Annotated in this window: 17 protein-coding genes; 6 read left to right on the top strand and 11 right to left on the bottom strand. The window is 67.8% G+C overall.

All coding sequences use genetic code 11. The features are described from left to right. Positions 1–60: 60 nt before the first annotated feature. Positions 61–630: a Spy/CpxP family protein refolding chaperone gene (locus ACEN9Q_RS09565; protein ID WP_495628207.1), complete on the bottom strand. Its 570-nt coding sequence runs from the start codon at positions 628–630 to the stop codon at positions 61–63. A gap of 135 nt (positions 631–765) precedes the next feature. Between ACEN9Q_RS09565 and ACEN9Q_RS09560 the strand changes: the two genes are divergently transcribed. Both ACEN9Q_RS09560 and ACEN9Q_RS09555 read left to right on the top strand, forming a co-directional pair. Then, positions 766–1,452: a response regulator transcription factor gene (locus tag ACEN9Q_RS09560; RefSeq protein ID WP_056449489.1), complete on the top strand. Its 687-nt coding sequence runs from the start codon at positions 766–768 to the stop codon at positions 1,450–1,452. 2 nt (positions 1,453–1,454) lie between these two features. Beyond that, positions 1,455–2,960, top strand: coding sequence for a sensor histidine kinase (locus tag ACEN9Q_RS09555; RefSeq protein WP_495628206.1), 1,506 nt, complete (start codon positions 1,455–1,457; stop codon positions 2,958–2,960). Here the strand turns inward: ACEN9Q_RS09555 and ACEN9Q_RS09550 are convergent. The 8 genes from ACEN9Q_RS09550 to ACEN9Q_RS09515 form a co-directional block, all read right to left on the bottom strand. Then, the gene (locus ACEN9Q_RS09550) at positions 2,957–5,338 is read right to left on the bottom strand and encodes a DNA internalization-related competence protein ComEC/Rec2 (RefSeq protein ID WP_495628205.1); all 2,382 of its coding nucleotides are present in this window, start codon (positions 5,336–5,338) and stop codon (positions 2,957–2,959) included. The two genes, ACEN9Q_RS09555 and ACEN9Q_RS09550, sit on opposite strands and share 4 nt — an antisense overlap. A gap of 44 nt (positions 5,339–5,382) precedes the next feature. Continuing rightward, positions 5,383–6,387, bottom strand: a complete 1,005-nt coding sequence (locus ACEN9Q_RS09545) for a T6SS immunity protein Tli4 family protein (protein ID WP_495628204.1) — start codon at positions 6,385–6,387, stop codon at positions 5,383–5,385. Between the two features lie 167 nt (positions 6,388–6,554). Beyond that, positions 6,555–8,177, bottom strand: a complete 1,623-nt coding sequence (locus ACEN9Q_RS09540; RefSeq protein ID WP_495628203.1) for a T6SS immunity protein Tli4 family protein — start codon at positions 8,175–8,177, stop codon at positions 6,555–6,557. Positions 8,178–8,592: 415 nt separating this feature from the next. Beyond that, positions 8,593–10,260, bottom strand: a complete 1,668-nt coding sequence (locus tag ACEN9Q_RS09535; RefSeq protein WP_495628202.1) for an esterase/lipase family protein — start codon at positions 10,258–10,260, stop codon at positions 8,593–8,595. A 32-nt stretch (positions 10,261–10,292) separates the two neighbouring features. Continuing rightward, a complete protein-coding gene (locus ACEN9Q_RS09530; RefSeq protein ID WP_495628201.1) occupies positions 10,293–13,106 on the bottom strand; it encodes a type VI secretion system Vgr family protein in 2,814 nt (937 codons plus the stop codon). Positions 13,107–13,398: 292 nt separating this feature from the next. Further along, positions 13,399–14,199, bottom strand: a complete 801-nt coding sequence (locus tag ACEN9Q_RS09525; RefSeq protein ID WP_495628200.1) for a TatD family hydrolase — start codon at positions 14,197–14,199, stop codon at positions 13,399–13,401. A 7-nt stretch (positions 14,200–14,206) separates the two neighbouring features. Further along, a complete protein-coding gene (lolD, locus tag ACEN9Q_RS09520; protein ID WP_495628199.1) occupies positions 14,207–14,917 on the bottom strand; it encodes a lipoprotein-releasing ABC transporter ATP-binding protein LolD in 711 nt (236 codons plus the stop codon). Further along, on the bottom strand, positions 14,910–16,175 hold the full coding sequence (locus tag ACEN9Q_RS09515; RefSeq protein WP_495628198.1) for a lipoprotein-releasing ABC transporter permease subunit: 1,266 nt from the start codon (positions 16,173–16,175) through the stop codon (positions 14,910–14,912). The genes lolD and ACEN9Q_RS09515 overlap by 8 nt, the downstream gene beginning before the upstream one ends. Before the next feature lie 160 nt (positions 16,176–16,335). Here ACEN9Q_RS09515 and ACEN9Q_RS09510 point away from each other — a divergent pair, with 160 nt between their 5' ends. From ACEN9Q_RS09510 to recJ, 4 genes are read left to right on the top strand one after another with little or no spacing between them, the layout of a single operon-like run. After that, positions 16,336–17,556 carry a hypothetical protein gene (locus ACEN9Q_RS09510; protein WP_495628197.1) on the top strand — a complete coding sequence of 407 codons (1,221 nt, stop codon included), beginning with the start codon at positions 16,336–16,338 and terminating at the stop codon, positions 17,554–17,556. Between the two features lie 16 nt (positions 17,557–17,572). Beyond that, positions 17,573–18,427, top strand: a complete 855-nt coding sequence (locus ACEN9Q_RS09505; protein ID WP_495628196.1) for a ferritin Dps family protein — start codon at positions 17,573–17,575, stop codon at positions 18,425–18,427. A gap of 28 nt (positions 18,428–18,455) precedes the next feature. Beyond that, on the top strand, positions 18,456–19,520 hold the full coding sequence (locus tag ACEN9Q_RS09500) for a hypothetical protein (protein ID WP_495628195.1): 1,065 nt from the start codon (positions 18,456–18,458) through the stop codon (positions 19,518–19,520). A gap of 44 nt (positions 19,521–19,564) precedes the next feature. Continuing rightward, entirely contained in the window at positions 19,565–21,214 is a 1,650-nt protein-coding gene (recJ, locus tag ACEN9Q_RS09495) for a single-stranded-DNA-specific exonuclease RecJ (RefSeq protein WP_495628932.1), read from the top strand. Positions 21,215–21,647: 433 nt separating this feature from the next. Here the strand turns inward: recJ and ACEN9Q_RS09490 are convergent, their stop codons facing one another. Then, positions 21,648–23,492: a rhamnogalacturonan lyase gene (locus ACEN9Q_RS09490; RefSeq protein ID WP_495628194.1), complete on the bottom strand. Its 1,845-nt coding sequence runs from the start codon at positions 23,490–23,492 to the stop codon at positions 21,648–21,650. 103 nt (positions 23,493–23,595) lie between these two features. Continuing rightward, positions 23,596–24,036, bottom strand: a complete 441-nt coding sequence (locus ACEN9Q_RS09485; protein WP_495628193.1) for a YybH family protein — start codon at positions 24,034–24,036, stop codon at positions 23,596–23,598. Positions 24,037–24,115 lie beyond the last annotated feature (79 nt).

Raw genomic sequence — 24,115 nt, 5'->3', positions numbered from 1 at the left:
ACACGCGGCGCGGCAGCGCCGCGTGCGGCGGCCGGCCCGGCAGCCGGCTCGGCGACACGTTCAGCGACGGTCCGGCGGGCCGTCCGCGCGCTCGCCCGCGTCGCGCCCGCGCATGCGGTGCTGGCGCATCTGCTCGCGCTGCTCGGGCGTCAGCACGGCCAGCGCCTGCGCCTCCGTGCGTGCCTGCAGCAAGGCTTCGGCGGCGACGGCCTGGCCCAGGTCGCGCGCCACGGCGCCGGCCTTCGCGTCGTCGAACCTGTCGGCGCGGCCCAGGTCGCGCAAGGCATCGTGCGCCTTGCGGATCGCCTTGTCGTTCTCGCGGCGCTGCGGCGCCTGGGCGTGCATGATGGCGAACAGCTTGTCCTCCTGCGCCTCGCTGAGCTTCAGGCCGTGCAGCGGGGGCATGCGGCCGAAGGGCATGTCCGGACCCGGCGCGCCGGGTGCGTGGCCGCCGAAACCGAATCCTTCCGGCCCGCGCTCATGACCGCGCTCATGGTCGTTGCCGGGACCCGGCTGGCCGGCGGCCGGCGGCGCATCGGCCTCGCCGGCCGCGAAGGCCGGGACGGCGCACGTGGCGGTGACGCAGGCGGCGAGCAGCGCGGCCGCCGCGGAAAGGCTTGTGAGTTTCATGTCTGTCATCCTTTTTTGTTTGGAGACGCCATTGTCGGATTCCTCCGCGTTAAAAAGTGTTATCACCGTGTAAAACGAAGTAAAGAGAATCCGGCCGCCGTGGCCGCCGCTGCGGCCCTGCGCTAAGATGCGAGCATGAACCAAGTCCTACTCATCGACGACGACACCGAACTGGTCGGCATGTTCTCCGAATACCTGGAACAGGAAGGCTTTCGCGTCGCCTGCGCCCACGACGGCGAGACGGGCGCGCGCGAAGCGCTGTCCGGCCAGTACGCGATCGCCATCCTCGACGTGATGATGCCGCGCATGAACGGCATCGAGACGCTGCGCCGCATCCGCGCCGCCAGCCGGATGCCGATCCTGATGCTGACCGGCCGCGGCGACGACGCCGACCGCATCCTCGGCCTGGAACTGGGCGCCGACGACTACGTCACGAAACCCTGCACGCCGCGCGAACTGACGGCACGCGTGCGCGCCATCCTGCGCCGTACGCAAAGCTCGCCGAACGACGGCCCGGGCATCACGCTCACGGTCGGCAAGCTGACGATGCTGCCGGAACAGCGCCGCGCGATGTGGGAAGGCCAGCCGCTGGATCTGACCAGCACCGAATTCAACCTGCTCGAAGTCCTGGCCCGCAACGCCGGCCGCCCCGTCAGCAAGAACGACCTGTCCGAACAGGGCCTGGGCCGGCCGCTGGCCCGCTTCGACCGCAACATCGACGTCCACCTGTCCAGCCTGCGCCATAAACTCGGCACGCTGTCCGACGGCCGTTCCTGCCTGCAGACCGTCTACCGTCTCGGCTACCAGCTGATCCGCGAGTAGCGATGGGCCGGTTGTTCTGGAAGTTCTTCCTGTCCATCCTGCTGGCCCAGGTGGCGGCCACGATCGGCATCGGCGGCACCCTCTGGCTGCGCGACCAGGCGCGCCAGCACAACGCCGAACCGACGCTCGACGCGAGCCCGCCCGCGACGATCATGCTCGACGCGGCCGCGGCCACACTCAAGCACGGCGGCATCGACGCCCTGCGCGACCTGGCCGCCGGCAGCCGGCGCATGCATCTGTACGTGCTCGACGAGCAGGGCCATGAACTGCTCGACCGGCCCGTGCCCGCCAAGCTGCGCGAGGAAGTCGAACGCAACCTGAACGGCGATGGTCCCTCGCACGCCGTCACGCACCTGACCGGCGCCGACGGCCGCCGCTACGTCGCCTTTGCCTCGCGCGCCTGGCACACGCCGGGCACGGACGGTCCCGGACAGCCGGGGTTCGGCGCCGCACCGGGCTTCGGTCCGCCCGGCGGGCCCGCGCCGGATGCCGCCCCGCGCGACGGCGGCCCGGGCGGCCCTGGGGGCCCCGACGGCCCCGGCCCGCGCATGGACGGCGGCCCCGGCGGCCCGGGTAGCGGCTGGTTCGGCCTGCCGCCTGAATTCGGCCGCCACGTGGGCCACTGGCTGCCGATCGTCGCCGCCACGCTGGCCAGCCTGCTGTTCGCCGTTCTCCTCGCCTGGTATTTTTCGCGCCCGATCCGCGCGCTGCAACGCGCCTTCGACGCCGCCGCGGCCGGCGACCTCGCGCCCCGGTTCGCCCATGCCGGGCCGCGCCTGATCGGCGACGAGCTGGCGGAACTGGGCCACGACTTCGACCGCATGAGCGCCCAGTTGCGCGCCCTGATGGAAGGCCAGCGGCGCCTGCTGCACGACGTCTCGCACGAACTGCGTTCGCCGCTGGCGCGCCTGCAGGCGGCCATCGGCCTGGCGCACCAGCAGCCCGACCGGCTGCAGGCGTCGCTCGAGCGCATCGAGCGGGAAAGCGTGCGCATGGACCGCCTCGTCGGCGAGCTGTTGACGCTGTCGCGCCTGGAAGCATCGACGACGCTGCCGGCGATCGAGCCCGTCGATCTCGTCGAGATGATCGACCAGATCGCCGACGACGCCCGCTTCGAGGCCGGTGCGGTGGTCGAAGTCGACGCCCCGGAACCGGTCACCCTGCGCGCCGCGCCGGACCTGCTGTGGAGCGCGGTCGAAAACATCGTGCGCAACGCGGTCAAGCATGGCGCCGGCGGCCGCGTGGACGTGCGCGTGCATCCGGACGGCAGACTCGTTCACATCGAAGTGCTCGACCAGGGCCCGGGCATCGCGCCGGAACACCTGGGCGACGTGTTCGAACCCTTCTTCCGCTCGAACCCCACGCGCAACAACGTCGATGGCCACGGCCTCGGCCTCGCCATCGCCAAACGCGTGGTCGAGACGCACGGCGGCCGGATCTCCGCCGCGAACCGCGCCGAAGGCGGGCTGCGGATGACCATCACGCTGCCGCGCGTGACCGGCACCTAGCGCGCGTACCAGTAACGCGCGTGTTCGTCGCGATAGCCGCGCCACACGACGGACGTGCCGAAGTCGACTACCAGCGCGCCCGCGTCGTCGGTGCGCAAGCGCTCGACGCCGAGCGTACCGTAGCGCGCGTAGACCTCCGGTTTTGGATGGTGATAGCGATTGCGGTAGCCGACCTGGAAGATCGCGACCTCCGGCCGCACGGCCTGCAGGAACGCCAGCGTGGACGACGTGCCGCTGCCGTGATGCGGCGCCAGCAGAACGTCCGCGCGCAGGCGGTCGCGCGCGCGCCCGAGCAGTGCCGCTTCCTGCGCCCCTTCGATGTCGCCGGCCAGCAGCAACGTGCGGTGTCCATTGCTGATGCGCAGCGTGCAGCTGCGCGCATTGGTTTTCAACGCCGCATCGGCGTAGCTGGCGCTTGTGGGGTGCAGCATGTCGAACGCGATGCCGTCCCACGCCCAGTGCTGGCCGGCCGCGCAGCGGACGTGGTGCCGCGCCGCGCGCACCACCGGATGATCGGCGGGCAGCGATGACGCCAGCCATCCGGCGTCGACGCCCTCCAGCAGCGCCAGCGCGCCGCCCGTGTGGTCCGTGTCGCCGTGGCTGACGACGATGCCGTCGAGAGCCGCGATGCCGCGCATGCGCAGGTACGGCAGGATCACGCGGCCGCCGGCATCGCTACCGGGCGCGTAGGCGGGGCCGGTGTCGTAGATCAGGCGGTGCCCTTCCGTCTCGACCAGCAGCGCCATCCCCTGCCCCACGTCGAACGCGGTCACGCGGAACGTACCGGCCTGCGGATGGTCGGGGACCTGCATCAACATCGGCAACAGCGCCACGGCGCCGGCCCAGCGATGGGGCCAGCCGCGCGGCATCAGCATCCACAGCGTGCCGCCCAGGCCCAGCACGAATACCCACCCCTGCGGCGCCGGCGCGCGCCACACGGCGCCCGGCCAGTCGGCCATGAGGCGCAGCAGCCAGGCGAGCACCTCGACGACCCAGTGCGCGAGCAGCAGCAGCCAGTCGCCCGGCGCTCCGGGGGTCAGGCTACCGGCCAGCGCGAGCGGCGTCACGACGAAGCTGACGACCGGGATCGCCACCGCGTTCGCGAGCGGGCTGACGACGGACACCTGGCCGAACAGCAGCAAGGTCAGCGGCACCAGCCCCGCCGTGACGGCCCATTGCGTGCGCCCGGCCAGCAGCAGCGCGCCGCGCGGACCGGCGGGCGGCGGCCCAATGCGGCCGTGTCCCGCGAACAGGATGACGGCCACGGCGCCGAACGACAGCCAGAACCCCGGCCACAACACGGCCCACGGATCGAGCAGCACGACCACCCCGAGCGCCGTGCACAACACGTGCGACACGGCGGCCAGGCGCCCCATCCACAACGCCAGCGCGACGACCGACAACATGTACAGCGTGCGCTGCGCCGGCACGCCGAAGCCGGCCAGCAGCACGTACAGCAAGGCGACGATCGCCCCGGCCAGCGCCGCGGCCTTCTGCGCCGGCAGCAGCAGCGGCAGCCGCGCGCCTGTGAAGAACGAGCGCCGCCACAGGGCCGACACCGCCCACGCGGCGAGGCCCGCGATCATCGTGATGTGCAATCCGGAGATGGAAATGAGGTGGCCGATGCCGGTGCGGTTGAACACCTGCCAGTCGGCCTGGTCGATGCCGCGCTGGTCGCCGATCACCAGCGCCACGATGACGCCGGCGTACGTGCGGCCCGCGAGGGCATCCTGGATGCGCGCGCGCAGCGCCGCCCGCACGCGTTCGACCAGCATGCCCGGACTGGCCACGAAGGCCTTCAGTTGCGTGTTGTCGTCGCCGGCACGCACATAGCCGGTGGCACGCACGCCCTGCTCCAGCAGCCACGCCTCGTAATCGAACCCGCCCGGATTGGCGTTGCCGTGGGGGCGCTGCAGCCGCACCGTCAATCGCCAGCGCTGGCCCGGCTGGACGTCGCCGGCGGCCTGGCGCGCACCGTGCCGGCCGGCGTACCACGACAACGCCACGTGCGGCGGCACGCGCACGCCGGCATCGAGGCTGCGTTCGACGCGGAAGTCGAAGCGCACGCCCTGGTGGAAGCGGTACGGCAGCGTCTCGACGATGCCGACGATGTGCAGGTCGCGGCCTTCGTCGCGCGGGGCGAGCGATGGCGCGAGCGTCGTTTGGGCCAGCAGCGCGGCCCAGGTGAAGCCGGCCAGCAGGCCGGCGCTGGCGATGGTAGCGATTCGCGCGGCCGGGTGGCGGATCGCATACGCGCAGGCCAGAAGGAGCAGCGCGGCAGCGGCAGCGAAGGCGGCCATCAGCTTTGTCGACGGCAGCGTGGCGGCGGTTTGCAGGCAGCTTACGCCGGTGACGAAGCCGAGGATGAAGCTGCGCATGGCGTCACGATCACCCGGGTGAACCCGTTATGGCGGACAGTCGATCATGTGCGGTCGCGGCTGCTGGCGGCCGGTTTGCCGGACGGCGGATGATCTTCCAAACGCTTGGCTGGGCGGAGGCGGATGCTGGATGAGATACTGTCCCACAGGGCCAGCACGGCGTCTTCGTGCAGGCTGGAGTCGACTGGATTGCCTCCTGGCCGAGGGTTGGTTCCTGTCTCCATGTTTAACAGCCGATAAGGATGCATCGGATCGTCTTTCGTACCCAACGCTTCCCACATGAAGCCATACCCCGTAGTAAAGTTCAGTTCTCGTACACGCTCCAATACTTCTTCGCCGTCGATACCGTTGATGCCACGTTTACCCAAACGTAGCTTCGTAACCCGTAAAGTTTCGTCTGCGCTGGCTTCGGCATCGGTCTCCGCGACACGTTCGAGTAAGCTTTTACCAGTTTGGCCACTGGGCGTACTGGACAGAGCCAAGCCCATATCTGGATGCCCGGGCAGACCGAGATGCATCACAATATGCTCGGTTTTGCGAGGAGGGAGCGGCTCGGTGAAGACTGCGTGCTGGATACAGAAGCCCGGGATTGACGGAATCTCATCCGGATCTCGTGGGTGCAGCCTTGCCAACAGTGCTTCGGCGGAGTACACATCAGGCTGATCGGCGTATTTCATTGAGAGCGCGATACTTGACCCATTTAGATGCGCATGAACTTCGATCGACACCCATTCATCATCAACACGGCGATTCCCATCCATCCTGTAACTACGAGTACGTCCGTAGACGAGGATGCGTCCAACCATATTCGGCACCCGCAGGTCACGAGCTTCCACCATACCTCCAGTTCCGCGTGAATCCGTCGCCACCCCATGCGTTCCAATCGCGGCCTCACGCGCCGCCACGCGTTCGCGAAACGACGTCTCGCTTTCCTCAACCGTGTCGAGCTCGAATCCATCGATCATCTCGTGTGACAAACCTATATCCGCGTGGGCGGGCACGTCGACAAGAAATCGTCCGACGCATATTGTTTTCATCTTTTCGGTCATTTTTGCCACCGCAGATCTGTCCCGTATGCTGTGGACCTGGCCTGCAGCCCAGGTTCCCGCACAGGCGAGCGCTGCGAGCAAGACGATCATCGCCCGCCATCCAAGCTTTCTCGAATGGGTCATAGCTGTCATCCGTTCAGAGAATGTACGAGCGCGCTGCTGACGGCTCACGCCAGCGACGACGGGCCATCCGCCGGACGAGCGGTGCCGTCCTGTGCCTCCTTCCCGGCATCCGCGAGAAGTGCAACGCCTTCAGCCTCGGCTTGACGCATCAGTTGCCACGTACTTCGACGTTGAATGACCTCAGGACCGGCGGAACGACCGAATACACCTACCGGTACTTGAAAAGTCGCTGCCGGAAGCGTACTGCCGCGCGGGAACCAGCGCGTACCGTCGAGGGCGTGTGTTTCTCCGCAGCGCCACCAGCCGCTGGCCGGGCAAACTTCACCGGTCCTCACGTTGGTACCGAGGGCGACCACCTGGCTGGCATCGGCAGGTGTGTCCGCTGTGACGCTGATAGGTCCCGGCGGAGCGAGTGCCACTATAGTTGGTGTGCGCGGCCGCAGACGCTTGTCGAGCAGTTTCCAGGTGGTCGGCTGGGACGGCTCGATGCTCGGCTGGAGACCACGCAGCTTTTGCCATAAGGTCTGGCGCGGCAGCAGCAACGCCTGCGGCATGCGATCGCCTTTGCGAATCCACTGGACTGAGCCGCCCTGCACGTCGACGCCTGGACCGCCTTCGCGGCATTTCCACCAGCCGGACTGCGGGCAGACTTCGCCGGCGGTTGCCAATGCACCTAGCTTCGGGCCTGGAGGTTCAGGCGGCGGATCGGCAGGCGGCGGCAAATCGGACTTGCGAAGGCGAATACTGGACGAGATACTGTCCCACAGAGTCAAAACGGCATCTTCATGGAGGCTGGAGTCGACAGGCTTGCCGCCGGGTCGCGGGTTGGTGCCAGTCTCCATGTTCAATAGCAGATAGGGCCGCAAGTGATCATCCTGGACTCCCGGTGATTCCCACATAAAGCTGTACCCGGTAGTAAAGTTCAGTTCACGAACTCTCTCCAGCACTTCCTCGCCGTCGATCCCATTAATACTGCGCGTTCCCGAGCGCAACTTTGTCACACGCAACATCTCGTCAGCAGTGGCTTCAGCGTCAGTTTCCGCAACGCGCTCAAGCAAACTCCGACCGGCTTGCCCACTGGGCGTGCTGGACAAAGCCAAACCCATGTCTGGATGGCCGGGCAGGCCGAGATGTAGAATCACGTGTTCGTTCTTGTGCTCGGGCAGAGGTTCGGCAAACACGCCCCGCCAAATACAGAAGCCCGGCACAGGCGGGATCTCTTCTTCGCCACGTATTTGCAACCGTGCCAGCAAGGCTTCCGCCTCTCTGACACCGGACTCCTGCTTGGACGTCGCCGACAACAAAAAACTTAATTCCCCCATATGTGCATGGACCTCGATCGATACCGACTCCATGTCAACCCGACGATCCCCGTTCATCATGTAACCGCGGCTACGTCCATAGACAAATGATCGCCCAACCAGGCCGGGAATACGCAAATCGCGTGCTTCGATCATGCCCCCCTCGCCGTTGTCATCCTGATCGGCACGACGTGCCGCAATTTCGGCCTCACGCGCGGCAACCCTCTGCCGGAACGCTGCTTGGCTCTCTTCGACAGTATCAATCGCGAATCCGGATATCCTTTCGCCCGACAGGCTTACCTCAGCCTCGCCCGGTACATCGACCAGGTATCGTCCGACGCATACCGTTTTCATTTTTTCCGTCATTTTTGCCACCTCGGATCTGTCCCGTATGCTACGGACCTGGCCTGCAGCCCAGGTTCCCGCACAGGCGAGAGCTGCGAGCAAGACGACAAGCTCTCGCCAACCGTGTTTCCTCGTTCGAGTCATGGCAACGTCGGTACCAGCTTGACAATGGAAACTGGGGCCGACGACAGAACAACTCGCCGCGTGAACGCGTCCATAGGATCGAGCCCATGGACGTCAATCGCTCGCCCATCCAATTTACATTCGGTGGCTCGTGCATACTGAACGGCGCATGGAGTTTTCTTGCGTCTCATCAGGCTCGTAACCCCGTCCGTGCTTTTCCGGCAGAGGTCATGAGTCACGACAGTGGCTCCGGCAATGTTCTGAAGCGCGGGAAATGCGAAACGCTTGCGCCATTGCGGTTTCTCCGTGCGTTTCATTGCAGCTTCTGAACCAGCTTGACAATAAGATGTTGGGTCAACATCAGGATTGCGTCATTGTTGAACGCCCCTTGATGATCGAATCCACGGACGTCGAACAACTGGCTGACCTTTCCGCGTGGCCCTGCGCCGGACTGGTGCGGCACAGTGCCGTCACCGGCAACATCCTGGCGCGCCGGAACAAAATACATGTCGGTTCGCCTTTCCACGCGAACGCGTCGCCCGCCGGTTGGAGTGTAGTCCCCCAAGACCGCTCCGCGGACGTTCGACTCCGTGAACACGGCCCCCGCTCCAGGGTCGCGCGCTACCCAGCGCACCGCGCCAAAGGACATGTGTTCCGGGTCCGCGCCATAAAAAGCATAGGTATTTGGATGATAATAGGTATCCAGAACCTGGCGGTGGAAGCGCTCGGCATTATTGACGGCCTTTCGAATCATATCGATGACCTCAGCCTCGTCGTTGTACTTTTTTGCCGGATCTGCCAATACCGGATCAATCAGCCTGTACCAAGATCGCGTATCACGATACATATCGTACGGATTTCCGACCGGCAAATGTACCACCTCCCGCGGCACGTCTTTATTATTGACCCTGCTGACCAGACAGATATGCAACCAAGGCTGCGGGTAAAGATGATTCGGCAGTAGCTGTAGTGCGCCCGGCGAGGTAGCCATTGCGGCCATCGTGTCTCTCGGGTGCTCACCCAAGATTTCGGCAACGTGCTCGGCCTTGATATTATCTACCTTTCCATTGCTTGGACTCCACGTCTCAGTACCACAGGCGATCCGGCGGTAGCAGGCCGGTGCACCGAGGGCTGGCATCACGCCGTGAATGACCCCGAGAATTCGCTCTGGAATCTGCTTAGCGCAAGCACGCGCGACCAAACCGCCCATCGAGTGGGTAACTAGGATCACTTTCTGACATTCACGCTTGCGCTCAGTCCAGAAGGCAATGACGCGTTCTATACGTTGTCGGAGCGACTTGGCCGAGTCCTCGCAGGATTCGAGCCAGTTGTAGCCGCATGCGTAGACCGGGTAGTAATAGCCCGCGTGCTTTTCCAACTCAGGTTCAGTGAGCTTGTCGATACTCCGCACGCCCCATTTTGCCGGGTCGCATGCCATCACATCTTTCCAATGACGACATATCACGCGTACATTGTCCAACGGGTCCATCTCGAAAGTGTGGTTGAGCCCCACATGCAAACCATACAGCAACCTACCGTAAGAATCCCAGTGGACTTCACCCCACCAGCGCTGCCGCACTTCGGCCTCGGTCGTGCCGTAGTTGCGCGCTTCCAGCGGAAGATGGATATCGCCACGGTTGTCCACCTCAAGCGTCTTAGCGTCCAAAATTTGTTGACGCCGGACCGGGCCGAAATTCTTCCATTTATGCGCCGTCTTCAGCCCCTCAAACGTCCCATTCGGCGCCCGCCACGCCGGCTCCCCCGGATCAAGAACTTCATTCGCCCTCTTCGCCGGACTGGTCGCCGCCCTCAAATTCGTCCCCATGATGCCCGGCACCACAATCACCGGAATGACCTTCGACGACGGCAATGTAAACAAGCCACGTGTCGTGAACGACGTCGGCGTCAGGACGGTTCGGCCGGTCCAGCTGCCGTCCGGCTGCGGGACGAGGTGAGGCAAGGGGCGGGTCGGGTCTGCCATGCGCGCTCCGTGGTCGAGGGTTGGGGCCCGGGTCAGTGGGCGGTGTCGTCGTCGGGGAGGAAGGTCATGTGCACGTCGCCGATCATTTCGCCGATCAGTAACGACGTGCGGCCCTCCGCGTCGGTGCGTCCGGTGACGGTGCGGCCGTCTTCGAACGTCGCCTTGTAACGCTGGTTCGGGACCGGCTTCGCGGTCTGCTCGTGGCGCAAGACCACGTATTCGTCCGTGTGCAGGTGCGACGCCGGCATGCGTACGCCGGCGGGTGTCGCGCCGTCCGGTCCGAGCTCGTCGAAGCCGGCGCCCTTGAACACCTGGCGGCCGCTCGTCTGCTGGGTGACCGTGCCGCCGGCCCAGCCGGTCTGCGCGCCCGGCGCGATGATCTTGACGTCCGGCGCCTCCAGCTCGATGCGCTCGGCGGCGACGAGGCTGATGCGGCCCGCGGACTTGATCTGGATATTGCCCAGGTGGGTGTGGATCACGATGTCGCCGCGGCCGGCGACGAGCCGTACTCCAAGTTCGTGGGCGAACAGGCTCAGGCGGCGGGCGGCGCGCACGAAGATGTTCTTGCCGGCCGCGACCTCGGCGTCGCCCGCGCTGATGACGTCCACCTTGCCGCTCGCGCCCAGTGCGAGGCTGTCGTTGCTGGCGATGATGACGCCGTTCGGCGCCGTCGCGGCCAGGATCGGCTCGCCGCCGCCCGCCGCGCCTTCGGCCACGTTGCTGCCGGCATGCCAGCGTTTCAGCTTGTCGACGAGGACCGCGAGGCGCTTGCCCGTCGGCTCGTCGTCCGTGTGGACGGCTGCCAGCTTGCCCACTTCGTGGAGTATGCCCTGCATGACGTCGGCCAGGCCCGCCAGGCCGGCGCGATCGAGCTGGCCGCCTTCCGCCTGCGGGCTCGCCTCGGCGCTGATCAATACGCCCTGGGCGCCGCGCACGACGACGGACAAGTCGCTGCGCAGCTCCGCGCCCTCGCCGCGCGGCGTGCCGCTGCCGTCGGCGCGCGGGCGCGTCAGCCAGCCGAGGTTCAGTTCCGACGTGCCGTGGTCGCTGGCCAGTTGGGCGCTGATTTCGCCGCGCGTGTCGTCGAAGCGCAGCTGGTTGCCGCGCGCGCCCTGCACTTCGTGCGTACGCGTGCCGGACACGTAGCGGTTGCCCGGCAAGGCGCCCGTCTGGCTGAACGCGGGCGGCGCCGTGCGCTGGTTGTACAACTGCGCGAGGATGATCGGGCGGTCGGGATCGCCGCCGAGGAAGGCCACCAGCACTTCGCTGCCCACGCGCGGCAGCGACAGCGCGCCCGCCTGCTGCCGGCTGCCGTTGCCGTTGCCGGCCCAGTTCGACGCCACGCGCACCCAGGCGGAATCGGCCGGCGAACCGGACGCGCCGGCGCCGTGCGCGTGGCGGTGATCGGCGGTGCGCATGCCGGGGAAGCGGATCTTCACGCGCCCCAGCGCGTCGCAGTGGACGTCCTCGCCGGCCGGGCCGACGACGATGGCGCTTTGCAGCGGCGGATGCGGCAGGTCGGTGCGCGGGTCGTACGCCGGCACGATGGCGATCCCGCGCCGCACGGCGGAAAAGCCGACGCGCACGCGCGCCTGCCCGTCGCCCGCGCGCGGCGGCGGCAGCGCGCTCAGGGCCGGCGCGGCGGCAGGGTGCGCCGCATGCCGATCGCGCTCGACGTCGAGGCCGCGCGGCAGGTTGTTGTCGGCCGCGATGTGCAGTTCCGTGATCACGAAGTCGCGCTCCGGCGCGGGATGGGTGTCGATCTCGGGATGGCCCTCGAGCGTGAAATACTGGCCGACGCAGAAGTCGCGCACGCTGCCCTCGCCCTGGAAGCACTTCGATTCGAATTCGTGGCGGCTCATGCGCACGTGGCCGAGGCGCCAGTGGTCGAGGGTGTCGTTGCCGGCGTGCGGCATCTCGATCAGGTAGTCGTCCAGCGAAGCGGCGAGCGTGTTGCCGCTCGGGCCCTGGTCGGCCGTGCTGCGCGCGGTGGCCGTCATGAACTCCGGGCTGCCGGCGTTCTTGTAATCCCAGCTGTGGCGGGTGGCGACGCCCGGCTGCAGGCGGCGCGCGGCACGCCAGGAATGGATCGTGTCGCGGCCGTCCGCCATGGTGTCGCGGTGGTAGCGCACGGTGCCGGCGCCGTTCTGCGGCAGGCTGTTCGGGTCGTTGAACAGCACCAGCGTGTGCGCCGGCGTGCGGTCGTGCGCGGGGTCGACGGGGGTGCCGCGGCTGCGGCCCGGCCGGAACACCCAGGCGATGCCGCGCCGCCTGAGCAGCCGGCGCACGAATGCGGCGTCCGATTCGTTGTACTGCATGGTCTGTTCGCGCGGCGGGAACTGGCGCATGTCGAACAGCGGGTCGAGTTCGAGTTCGAACGCGTTGGCCAGCACCGTGTTCGACTGGCGCCATTCGTCGCACAGCACCTGCACGATCTCGAGCTCGTTCTGGTAGCGGAACACGCGGCTGTTGGTGCGCTTTTCCATTACGGCGAACACGTCGCGCAGGACGACTTCGTAGCCGGCCAGGCCGCCGTCCGCGTCGCCGGCGCGCGCCTCGGTGACGATGCCGCAGACGCTGCGCAGCATGCCGCGGTCGGTGACGAACTGGAGCTCGGCCGGCAGCGCGATGAGGTCCTTGAGCGCGATGTGCGGGCTGCCGGCGACGCAGGCGACGCGGTAGTCGATGCCGCCGCAGATCGCCTCGCTGCCCACGACCCGCTGGGGCAGCAGCACGTCGTCCGCGAGCCGCCCGCCGTGGGCCAGGCGCAGGCGCAATGGCCGATGAGCGGTGCTCAGGACCTTCTCGTTCTGCAGAACCCGCAGGAACTCGCTCGCGCTTTCCACTGTCTCTCCCGTGAACACGCCGCGGCTGCGGCACGAGAATGGATTCTTCCATGCTTCGAACGGCCCGGGATTGGTTTGGCTCAGAGTGCGCAGGGACGAACCCGCGTGCGTGCGGATGGTCCCATGCCGCGCGCCGCGCGGGGTCGCGCGATGCGCCGGTGCGAACACGCGGGAACCGGGACGGTGCGGACGCGGTCGCGGTTGCGGCTGCGATTGCGGCGCGCTTCGATGGTCAGCGGGTAGGACCCATGTGATTGATGCGCGCCGCATGCGCGCCGGGGAGAACGGCCGCTCAGGCCAGCAGCGGGGCCAGGCGGGGTATCGCCGCCAGCGCGTTCGCGCGCGTCGCCGCGCGCACCGCAGCGACGTCGACGGCGCGCAGCCCGGCCAGCACGGCACCGATCGCGGGCAATTGTTCCGGACTGTTGCGGGCCGGGTGGATCCACGCGGGCGCGATGTCCGGCGCGTCCGTCTCCAGCACGATGGCGTCCAGCGGCAGTTCCGCCGCGAGCCGCCGGATCTGCAGCGCGCGCGTAAAGGTCATCGCGCCGCCGAAGCCGAGGTGGAAGCCCGCGTCGATGAAGGCCCGGGCCTGCTGGAAGCTGCCGTTGAACGCGTGCGCGATGCCGCCGTTCGGTCCGATCTGGCGCACGTGCTTCAGCACCTGGTCCTGCGACCGGCGCACGTGCGTGAGCACCGGCAGGCCGAAGTCGCGCGCGATGCGCAGCTGCTCGCGCAGGAAGCGTTCCTGCTTCTCGCGCATCGCCGGCTCGCACAGCAGCGGAATGAAGAAGTCCAGGCCGATCTCGCCGATGGCCACGAAGCGCGGGTCGGCGAGCGACGCCTCGACCTGGCGCCGCAGTTCGGCGAGGTCGTCGTCCGTGGCCTGCGGTACGTGGATCGGATGGATGCCCAGCGCATAGCTGGCGTTCGGGACGTCCGCCGCCAGGGTCCGCACGACGTCGAAGTTATCGCGCGCGACGGCCGGGATCACGATCATGCCGGCGCCCGCCTCCTGCGCACGCCGTGCGACGCCGGCGGATTCCGTGCCGAATTCGTGCGCGTCGAGGTGGCAGTGGGTGTCGATCCACATGGGGTGCCTACGCCTCGGCCGGCTGCAGCCCGTGTTCCGTCATGCGCAGCACGCGGTCGCAGCGGCCCGCCAGTTCCGGGTCGTGCGTGACGATGACGAAGGCGGTGCCCAGGGTCTTCGACAGTTCCAGCATCAGGTCGAAGATGCCCTGCGCCGTCGTGTGGTCGAGGTTCCCGGTCGGCTCATCCGCGAGCACGCAGGCCGGTTCCGTGACGAGGGCACGCGCCAGTGCCACGCGCTGGCGTTCGCCGCCGGACAGTTCGCCCGGCCGGTGGATGGCGCGCCTGGTCAGGCCCACGCGGGCCAGGATGGCCTCGGCGCGCGCGAGCGCCTCGTCGCGCTTCACGCGCCGGATCAAGAGCGGCATCGCGACGTTGTCCAGTGCCGTGAATTCCGGCAGCAGGTGGTGGAACTGGTAGACGAAGCCGAGGAAGCGGTTGCGCAGGTCGCCGCGGCGCGTCTCCGACAGCGTGGCGAAGTCTTCGCCCTGCAGGGTGACGATGCCCGTGCTGGGCGTGTCCAGCCCGCCCAGGATGTGCAGCAGGGTCGACTTGCCCGAGCCGGACGCGCCCACGATGGCGACGCGTTCGCCGCGGCCGATCGAAAAGTCGACGTGGTCGAGCACCTGGACGGCGTAGTCGCCCTCGCGGAAGGTCTTGCCGACGCCGCGGCAAGCCAGGATGGCGGGGCCGCCGGTCTCGTTTTTCATGTTACTCATAACGCAGGGCCTCCGCCGGTTTCACGCGCGACGCCGACCAACTGGGGTAGATGGTGGCGACGAAGGCCAGCAGCACCGAGACGCCGCCGATCTTGAAGACGTCCGGCCAGCGCAGGTCGGACGGGATTTCGCTGATCAGGTAAATGTCCTTGGACAGGAACTGCACGCCCAGCAGGTGCTCGATGAACGGCACGATGACGTCGATGTTCAGCGCCACCAGCACGCCCAGCGCGACGCCGGCCACGGTGCCCATGATGCCGACGAGGGCGCCCTGGATCATGAAGATCTTCGTGATGGAGCGCGGCGACGCGCCCAGCGTGCGCAGGATGGCGATGTCGGGCTGCTTTTCCGTCACCGTCATGACGAGCGTCGAGACCAGGTTGAACGCGGCCACGGCGATGATCAGCGTGAGGATGATGAACATCATGCGCTTCTCGGTCTGCACGGCGGCGAACCAGTTGGCGTTCAGCTTGGACCAGTCGCGCATGATCAGGTCGCCCGACATGCTGTGCTTGAGCTGGTCGGCCACGATCGGCGCGTCGTGCATGTCGGCGATGCGCAGGCGCAGGCCGTTCGGCGCGTCCAGGCGTTCCATGCGCTCGGCGTCCTCGATGTCGATGAACGCCAGCGCCGAATCGAATTCGTAGTGGCCGGCCTCGAAGATGCCGCTCACGGTGAACACGCGCGAGCGCGGGACCATGCCGGCCGGCGTCGTCTGGCCCTGGGCCAGCAGCATGTTGACCTTGTCGCCGATGCCCACGCCGAGCGAACGCGCCAGCACGTAGCCGAGCACGATGTTGAACTGGCCGGGACGCAGGCTCTCGATGCTGCCCTGGCGGATCTGCTTCGCCACGTCGGACACCTTGTGCTCTTCCGACGGCAGGATGCCGCGGATGATGGCCGGCTTCATCGTGTCCTCGCGCACGAGCAGGCCCTGCGTCTCGACGAACGGCGCGGCGCCGCGCACGGCGGGATTCTTGAAGGCTTCCTGCTCGGCCTGGCGCCAGTTCGGCATGGCCCCGCTCGCGTCGAACACCTCGATGTGCGCCAGCACGGACAGCATGCGGTCCGTGACCTCCTTCTGGAACCCGTTCATCACCGACAGCACGACGATCAGCGCACCCACGCCCAGGGCGATGCCGGACACGGAGATCAGTGAGATGAAGGAAATGAAGCTGTTGCGGCTGCTGCGCTTGCCGGCGCGCGTGTAGCGCAGGCCGACCAGCCATTCGTACGGCAGTTTGTGGATGAGGCTCATGGGCTCCGGGGTAAATGCTTTGGTCCCGCAGTTTGCCACACAACGCTCATCCACGTGAGGCGTTGTCACAATTGGAAGTACTTTTTCCTGCATACACACACTGGAAAATGTCCGGAACTCCGGGCGCAAAGGCCTATCGAACGGAGACAGGAGGCCGACCATGGCATTTTCCGTCTTCGATTCCAAGGGCACGCCGCTCGACCGGCAGCACACCACGTGGCGCGGCATGGTGCGCAAACCGATCAGCAAGCTGGACGACGATGCCTTCACCCGCATGCGCGTGATCCTCATGACCGGCATCGAACGCGAGGCCGTGCGCTTCTCGCACATGGCGGCGCGCTGCAACATGGCGCTGCGCCAGCCGCTGGCCGAGGTGCGGCGGGTCGAACAGCATCAGGCGACGCTGGTGGGCGGCCTGCTGTCGCCCGACCATTCGCCGCTCGAGACGACGATCGCCCACGAACAGCTGGCCATCGAGCTGACGGCGAGCGTGGCCAAGGCCGAGCCGGACAGCTACCTGTGCCAGGTCTACCGCTTCGGCCTGCTGGAAGACTTCGACCACCTTTACCGCTACGCGGCCCTGCTCGACCGCATGGAAGGCAAGGATGCGAACAATATCCTGCAGAGCTATACGGACATCCTGCCCGGCCGCCCCACGTCCGAACACCACCGCGCCCCGCGCGACGACCTGCGCATCCCCTACGACCGCAGCATGGCCGCGATGCTCAGCAAGCTGCACGCGCTGACGGTCACGGCGGCCGAGGCGCAGACGCATGACTATTATATGACCGTGGGCCCGACCTTCGCCGACCCCGTGGCGCGCCAGCTGTATGCCGAGATCGCGGCGGTGGAGGAACAGCACGTGACCCAGTACGAATCGCTGCTGGACCCCACCGAGACGTGGGTCGAGCAGTGGATGCTGCACGAGGCGAACGAGTGCTACGCCTATTACAGTTGCGTCGAGACGGAGACGAACCACCACGTCAAGGCCGTCTGGGAACGCTGCCTCGACCACGAACTGGGCCACTTCCACCTGGCCGCCGAGGCCTTCCGGCGCTACGAACGGCGCGATCCGGCCGAGATCGTCGGCGACTTCGCCCGCCCGATCGAATTGCGCAGCCAGCGCGACTACGTCCGCAGCGTGCTGGCGAGCGAAGTCGATCTGCGCGCGCTCGGCACGCAGTTCGTGCCTAGGGAGCACGAAGACCAGGCCAGCATCGACGTCCGCCGCCAGCTGAACCACGACGGCTCGCCCAGCGAGGCGGTGGCGGCCGGCTACGTCTGGACGCCGGGCACGGAGCTCGTCAGCCACGGCGCCGCCGGCACGACGGCCCTCGTGGCGACCCTGCCGGCCAACCGGGGCGGCGTCGTGATGCCCTGACGGGCGAGCGGGAGGCATGATGGCACAGCAGACGGAACACATGGGCATGAACCGGACCGGGGTGCAGATGTCGCCCCTCGACACGGCGGCCATGCAACGCAGCGAGAACATCCCCATCCGCGGCGCCCCGGGCGACGAGCGCGCGCTGCAGGACGCGCGCGAAGCGTACATCGTCGATGCCGACGCCATCGGCTCGCTCCCCATGCCGGGCACGGTGGCGGGCGCCGTCAGCGTGGGCATGCACATGCTCAAGGGTGACCGGCCCCAGATCCTGCTCGACAAGCTGGGCGAGCGCCTTGCATTTGAACGGACCGGCACGCGGCTGTACGACGCGCTGCTGGCGAAATGCGACGTGATGCAGCGCGGGCCCGCGGGCATGACGCGCGACCACGTGGCGGACATCCGCCGCGACGAAGCCCGTCACTTCCTGCTGCTCAAGGAGGCGATCGAGTCGCTGGGCGGCGACCCGACGGCGCAGACGCCCAGCGCGGACGTCGCGGGCATCGAGGCGCAGGGCATCGTGCAGGTACTGGGCGATCCGCGCACGAGCCTGGCCCAGTCGCTGCACGCGCTGCTGACGGCCGAGCTGGCCGACCGCGCCGGCTGGGAGACCCTGATCGCGCTGGCCGGCGAGGCCGGACAGGACGACCTGCTGGCCGGCTTCACGCTGGCGCTGGAGGACGAGCACCGCCACCTGGCGCTGGTGCAGGGCTGGTATCACGAGGCGATCGGTCTCACGCCCGTGTCCGGCATGCTGCCGCCGGGCGGATCGGCCGGGCTGCCGCCGGACGCGTCGATGGCGCCCACGTCCACGCCGGACGTCACGACGCCCCTCCCCGGCACCGACGGGATGCGGGGAGCGGATATCTGAACGGGCCGATTTCGCCTACAATACCGGGATGGCCCACATTTCGCTCGTCCTGCCGTTCGCCCTCCCCGCTCCAGAATTCGCGCCCGACCTGACCCGCGCCCTGCACGCGCCGGCGCTGGCCGCGCTGTTGTCAAGAACATCAAACCGGCAATACCGCCCGCTGGATGCCGACGCGCGCGTGCTGCCGCACGAGTTGTGGATCGCACGGGAACTGGGCCTCGCGCGCGGCCTCGTGCCGGGCGTCGCGGCCAGCGCCATGCGCGGCTTCGGCCTCGACCCGGAAGGCGGGATGTGGTTCGTCGTGAATCCGACCCACATCCAGATCGCGCGCACGCACCTGCAGATGGGCGACACGCGCGCGCTCGACCTGCACGAACCGGAGGCGCGCGCCCTGTTCGACAGCGCCCGGCCCTGCTTCGAGGACGCCGGCATGCTGCTGGCCTGGGGCACGCACGACACCTGGTTCATGCGCGCCGACGACTGGACCGAGCTTGCGACCGCGAGCCCGGACGCGGCGGTGAACATGAACCTGACGGACTGGATGCCGTCCGGCGCGCAGGCGCGCGCCTTCCGCAAGCTGCAGAACGACGTGCAGGTGACGTGGTTCACGGATCCGGCCAACGCGGCGCGCGAGGCGCGCGGCCAGTTGCCGATCAATTCCTTCTGGCCGTGGGGGAATGCGAGCGTGGCGACCGAGCACGCCCAGCAACTGGTCGCGAAGGCGGCCGGCAATGCGGTCGCGCGCCCGCGCGTGGCCGCGTTCGAGACGCCCGGCTGGCTGGCGGCGCTGGCCGAGCGGCGCATGAACAGCCTGGCCGAACTCGATGGCCTGCTGGACGACGACGGCGATTGGCTGCTCGCCTGCGGCAACGTGGCCGCACCCGGCATCGCGGCCGACTGGAGCGGCTGGCTGCAGCAGATGCAGCGTCTGGAAGCGGACCTGTTCGCGCCGCTGCTGGCCGCGCTGGCGCAGGGCCGCGCGAGGTCGGTGCGGCTCGTGCTGAGCCACCGCGACGGCCTCCTCGAAACGACGACGACACCACTGGCGCAGCGTAAATTCTGGCGCCGCCCGACCCTGGAACGACTGCTTTGAAGACCCGCATCACCATCCGCCCCTGCCCCGTACGCCAATCCGAAATGCTGCGCCAGGGCGGCATCCACCCCGTGCTGGCGCGCGTGTACGCCGCGCGCGGCCTGACCGATCCGCGCGAACTCGCGATCGAGCTCCAGGCCCTCGTGCCGCCGGGCGCGCTGCGCCAGATCGACGCGGCCGCGACCTATCTGGCCGACGCCATCGCGGCCGGCAAGAAGATGACCATCGTGGCCGACTACGACTGCGACGGCGCCACCGCCTGCGCCACCGCCCTGCGCGGGCTGTGGGCGATGGGTGCGCGGGTCGACTACATCGTGCCGAACCGTTTCGAGTACGGCTACGGCCTGACGCCGGAAATCGTCGAGCTGACGGCGCGCGAAAAGGCGCCGGACATCATCATCACCGTGGACAACGGCATCGCCAGCATCGACGGTGTGGCGGCCGCCAAGGCGCGCGGCATCGACGTGGTCGTCACCGACCACCACCTGCCGGGCGACGCCCTGCCGGACGCGCGCGTGATCGTGAACCCGAACCAGCCCGAATGCGGCTTCCCGAGCAAGCACCTGGCCGGCGTGGGCGTCGTGTTCTACGTGCTGCTGGCGCTGCGCGCGGAACTGCGCCGGCGCGGCGTGTTCGACGCGCAGACGCAGCCGAAGCTCGACAACCTGCTCGACCTCGTCGCGCTGGGCACGGTGGCGGACGTCGTCAAGCTCGATACGAACAACCGCATCCTCGTCGCGCAAGGCCTCAAGCGCATGCGCGCGGGGCGCATGCACGCCGGCGTGGCGGCACTGTTCCGCGTCGCGGGGCGCGAAGCGCGCTGCGCGTCGCCGTTCGACCTCGGCTTCGCGCTCGGGCCGCGCCTGAACGCCGCCGGCCGCCTGGAAGACATGTCGCTCGGGATCGAATGCCTGATCACGGACGACGAAGGCCGCGCCTGGGCCATCGCCCAGCAGCTCAACGACATCAACCTGAAGCGGCGCGAGATCGAGGCCGACATGCAGGGCGAGGCGCTGCTGCACCTGGACGACTTCAACCCGGCGGACGCCAGCACCATCGCCGTGTTCGACGACGGCTGGCACCAGGGCGTGATCGGCATCGTCGCCTCGCGCCTCAAGGAAAAGTTCTACCGCCCGACGATCACGTTCGCGCCCGCGGGCGACGGCTGGATCAAGGGCTCGGGGCGCTCGATCCCGGGCTTCCACCTGCGCGACGCGCTGGACCTCGTGTCGAAGAAAGTCCCCGGCCTGATCGACAAATTCGGCGGCCACTCGATGGCGGCGGGCCTGTCGATCCGCGCCGACCGCTTCGACACGTTCGCGCAGGCGTTCGAGGCCGTCGGCCGGTCCTGGCTGACGGAAGCCCAGCTGGAACGCATCGTCGAGACGGACGGTCCGCTGGAAGACGATTTCTACAGCACGCAATTCATCGAACTTCTGGACGGCCAGGTGTGGGGCCAGGGTTTTGCGCCGCCCGTGTTCTGCGACGAATTCCGTGTCGTGAGCCAGCGCATCCTGAAGGACAAGCACCTCAAGCTCCTGCTGGAACGCAATGGCCGGCGCTACGACGCGATCTGGTTCGGGCACACGGACGCGCTGGGCGACAAGGCGCGCGTGGCGTTCCGGCTCGACGCCAACGAGTACAACGGCGTCACCAAGGTGCAGCTGCTGGTGGAGCACGCCGAGGCGGCGTGAGGCTCCCGGCGGCCGCGCCTGGCGGCACATCAGTTACCCATCATGAAATCGTCGTTCCGCGCAGGCGGTAACCCAAGCTTTGCACGCGTTGCCTCAGCGCGTGCAACTTGGGTCCCCGCCTGCGCGGGGACGACGGGCGGCGGCTGATGCGCGCTCACACATCAGTCCACCGGCTTACAATCGTCGTTCCCGCGCAGGCGGGAACCCAATTTTGCATGCATCACAATAACGCGGACAACTTTGATCCCCGCCTTCGCGGGGACGACGGGCGGCGGCTGATGCGCACTCACACATCAGTCCACCGGCTTACAATCGTCGTTCCCGCGCAGGCGGGAACCCAGTTTTGCATGCGTCACGATAACGCGAACAACTTGGATCCCCGCCTTCGCGGGGACGACGTCTTCATACTTGAGCGGTCGTTCAGGCTGCGGACCTAACGCGTAAAAATCGGCGCCTGCACCACCGGCTCCATGCCCACGCCCAGGTAATAGCTCGGATGCGGCGGCTGGTTGTAGCCGGCGTTCTGCCCCGCCACCTGCGCGCGGTATTGCGGATCGTGCATCAGGGTCGGGATGCGCGCCGTGGTCGGCGTCGTCGTGCTGAACACGAGCAGCGCCGAGTTGTCGGCCGTGCGCCACACGACTTCCTCGCGCCAGTCGCCCAGGATGTCGGCCGACAGCACCGGCGTGGCCTTGGTGCCGTTGTTCGAGGCCGCCCCGAACGGCGCGCCATCCAGCAGGCGCACCACACTGGCCGTCGCCGGCTGCCACTTGTTGATGGCGGTGCCGTCGAGCAGCTCGCGGCCCAGGTCGCCATCCCACCAGCTGGCGAAGTTCATGTTGCTGGGCCGTTTGGTGGTGATCTGGTGGCCGTTGGCCGCCATCAGGCCGCCGCGCGCCGCCCAGCATTCCTCGCCGAGATAGTTCGGATCGACGTCCGCGCACACGCCGCGGCCGACGTCGGCGCCGCTGCCGCTGACGCCCCACAGTATCCGGCCCGTGCCCGCGTCGTGCATCTCGGAGCCGTAGGCGCCATAGCAGGATGGCGTTTCGTGCACCATATACGCCTGCAGGCCGGCGCGGGCCGGGTCGAGCTTGCCCACGTGCAGCGCGTCGCCGTGGCACAGGCCGGTGCTGTACAACATATGCCCGTCGCTGCCGATCGCGGCCGCGCCGTAGACGATGTCGTCGCGGCCGTCGCCGTCGACGTCCGCCACCGCGAACCAGTGCGATCCCTGGCCGCGCACGGCGCTGCCCTCCTTGTCCGTGTCGAACACCCAGCGGCTGGACAGCACGCCGTCGCGGTAGTCCCAGGCGGCGACGACGGCGCGGGTGTAGTAGCCGCGCGAGAACACGGCGCTGGGACGGCGGCCGTCCAGGTAGGCGACACCGCCCAGGAACCGGTCGACGCGGTTGCCGTAGCTGTCGCCCCACGCCGCCACCGAACCGCGCGCCGGCAGGTAGTTCGTGGTCGCCAGCGCGCGGCCGGTGCGGCCGTCGAACACGGTCAGGAACTCGGGACCGGACAGGATATAACCGTTGGCATTGCGGTAGTCCGCACTGGCGTCGCCGATCACCTTGCCCTGGCCGTCGACGGTGCCGTCGGCGGTCTTGAGCATCACCTCGGCCCTGCCGTTGCCGTCGAGGTCGTAGGCCACCATCGTCGTGTAATGGGCGCCGGCGCGGATGTTGCGGCCGAGATCGATGCGCCACAGGCGGGTGCCGTCGAGCTTGTACGCGTCGACATAGGTGTTGCCCGTATAGCCCGACTGCGAATTGTCCTTGGCATTGGTCGGCTGCCACTTGACGATCAGCTCGTACTGGCCGTCGCCGTCCAGGTCGGCCGGCGTGCCATCGTTGATGTCGTAGGTGTACGCTTCGCCCTTGGGCGTGACGCCGCCCGCGGGCCGCTGCACCGGAATGCGCAGGAACGGCTGGTTCCAGGTCGCCGCGGCCGGCTCGTCCTTCTTTTCCTGCCCCTTGACGACGGGCCGCACGGCATAATGCGCCGCCGGGGAGCCGGCGGCGTCCGTGAAATTGCTCGCCTCGAGCGGGACATCGTTCAGGCGCACGCCGTCGCGGTAGAGGTTGAAGCGGGTGCCGGGGTCGTCGACGCCCAGCACGCGCCAGCTGATGAAGACGCCGCTGCCGGTCGCGATGGCGATGACGCCGCGATCGAGTTTCTCGACCTGCTTGCCTTGCGCGGCAAAGGCGGACTGCGTCAGCGTGAGCGCCAGCAGTGCGATCGGTGCATAGGTGCGAATCGTGGGCTTGTCCATGTCTCCTGCCTCTCGTCGTTGGGGTGCGGACGAGTATCGGGACAGGGCTGGAGAGTGTCAACTCGGCACGAGCAACTAGTCACATTGTTGAGCGCGGGGACGCTCAGTCCTTCTGTTCGGCGGGTTTGGTCCCCCAGCGGCACGGTGGCGCCTCGCCCCGGTCGAACACGATCTTCCAGCGCCCGGGGGCTTCCAGCCGCCAGATCGAATTGAAGCGCCCCACCACCTTGCCGGCGGCGTCGTAGACCGGCCCGCCGCTATAGGCCAGCGTGCCCGATTCCACCACTTCCACCTGCTCGGGCTCCCACGAGAACGGCGCGCGCTCGCCCTGATAGTATTTGCGCCATGCGTCGGCGATGTTGTCGCGCCCACGCAGTGCCGTCGCGCCGGAAAAGAAGATGGCCTCGTCGGCCAGGAAAGCGATGAACGCGGCGTGGTCGCGCGCCTTCATCGTGGCGGCGAAGGCGCGTTCCGTATCGGCCACCTGTTTCTTCAGCTCGTCGTGCGACGGCCGCGCCGCGCTCGCCATAGCCAGCATCAGCATGCTGATGCACATGACCCCAATCGACAGCAGACGCATCGCGCCCCCCTTTTCGTCGTTTGCCAGGATGATGGTTTGACAA

It is taken from the genome of Massilia sp. Masssp93, from assembly GCF_059491295.1.
The sequence above is the reverse complement of the archived record's forward strand: the minus strand, read 5'-3'. Positions and strand labels throughout refer to the sequence as shown.

Coding starts and splice junctions, on each gene's coding strand:
- ACEN9Q_RS09565 (WP_495628207.1), bottom strand. CDS start 630: ATGAAACTCACAAGCCTTTCCGCGGCGGCCGCGCTGCTCGCCGCCTGC.
- ACEN9Q_RS09560 (WP_056449489.1), top strand. CDS start 766: ATGAACCAAGTCCTACTCATCGACGACGACACCGAACTGGTCGGCATG.
- ACEN9Q_RS09555 (WP_495628206.1), top strand. CDS start 1,455: ATGGGCCGGTTGTTCTGGAAGTTCTTCCTGTCCATCCTGCTGGCCCAG.
- ACEN9Q_RS09550 (WP_495628205.1), bottom strand. CDS start 5,338: ATGCGCAGCTTCATCCTCGGCTTCGTCACCGGCGTAAGCTGCCTGCAA.
- ACEN9Q_RS09545 (WP_495628204.1), bottom strand. CDS start 6,387: ATGACCGAAAAGATGAAAACAATATGCGTCGGACGATTTCTTGTCGAC.
- ACEN9Q_RS09540 (WP_495628203.1), bottom strand. CDS start 8,177: ATGACGGAAAAAATGAAAACGGTATGCGTCGGACGATACCTGGTCGAT.
- ACEN9Q_RS09535 (WP_495628202.1), bottom strand. CDS start 10,260: ATGGCAGACCCGACCCGCCCCTTGCCTCACCTCGTCCCGCAGCCGGAC.
- ACEN9Q_RS09525 (WP_495628200.1), bottom strand. CDS start 14,199: ATGTGGATCGACACCCACTGCCACCTCGACGCGCACGAATTCGGCACG.
- lolD (WP_495628199.1), bottom strand. CDS start 14,917: ATGAGTAACATGAAAAACGAGACCGGCGGCCCCGCCATCCTGGCTTGC.
- ACEN9Q_RS09515 (WP_495628198.1), bottom strand. CDS start 16,175: ATGAGCCTCATCCACAAACTGCCGTACGAATGGCTGGTCGGCCTGCGC.
- ACEN9Q_RS09510 (WP_495628197.1), top strand. CDS start 16,336: ATGGCATTTTCCGTCTTCGATTCCAAGGGCACGCCGCTCGACCGGCAG.
- ACEN9Q_RS09505 (WP_495628196.1), top strand. CDS start 17,573: ATGATGGCACAGCAGACGGAACACATGGGCATGAACCGGACCGGGGTG.
- ACEN9Q_RS09500 (WP_495628195.1), top strand. CDS start 18,456: ATGGCCCACATTTCGCTCGTCCTGCCGTTCGCCCTCCCCGCTCCAGAA.
- recJ (WP_495628932.1), top strand. CDS start 19,565: ATGCTGCGCCAGGGCGGCATCCACCCCGTGCTGGCGCGCGTGTACGCC.
- ACEN9Q_RS09490 (WP_495628194.1), bottom strand. CDS start 23,492: ATGGACAAGCCCACGATTCGCACCTATGCACCGATCGCACTGCTGGCG.
- ACEN9Q_RS09485 (WP_495628193.1), bottom strand. CDS start 24,036: ATGCTGATGCTGGCTATGGCGAGCGCGGCGCGGCCGTCGCACGACGAG.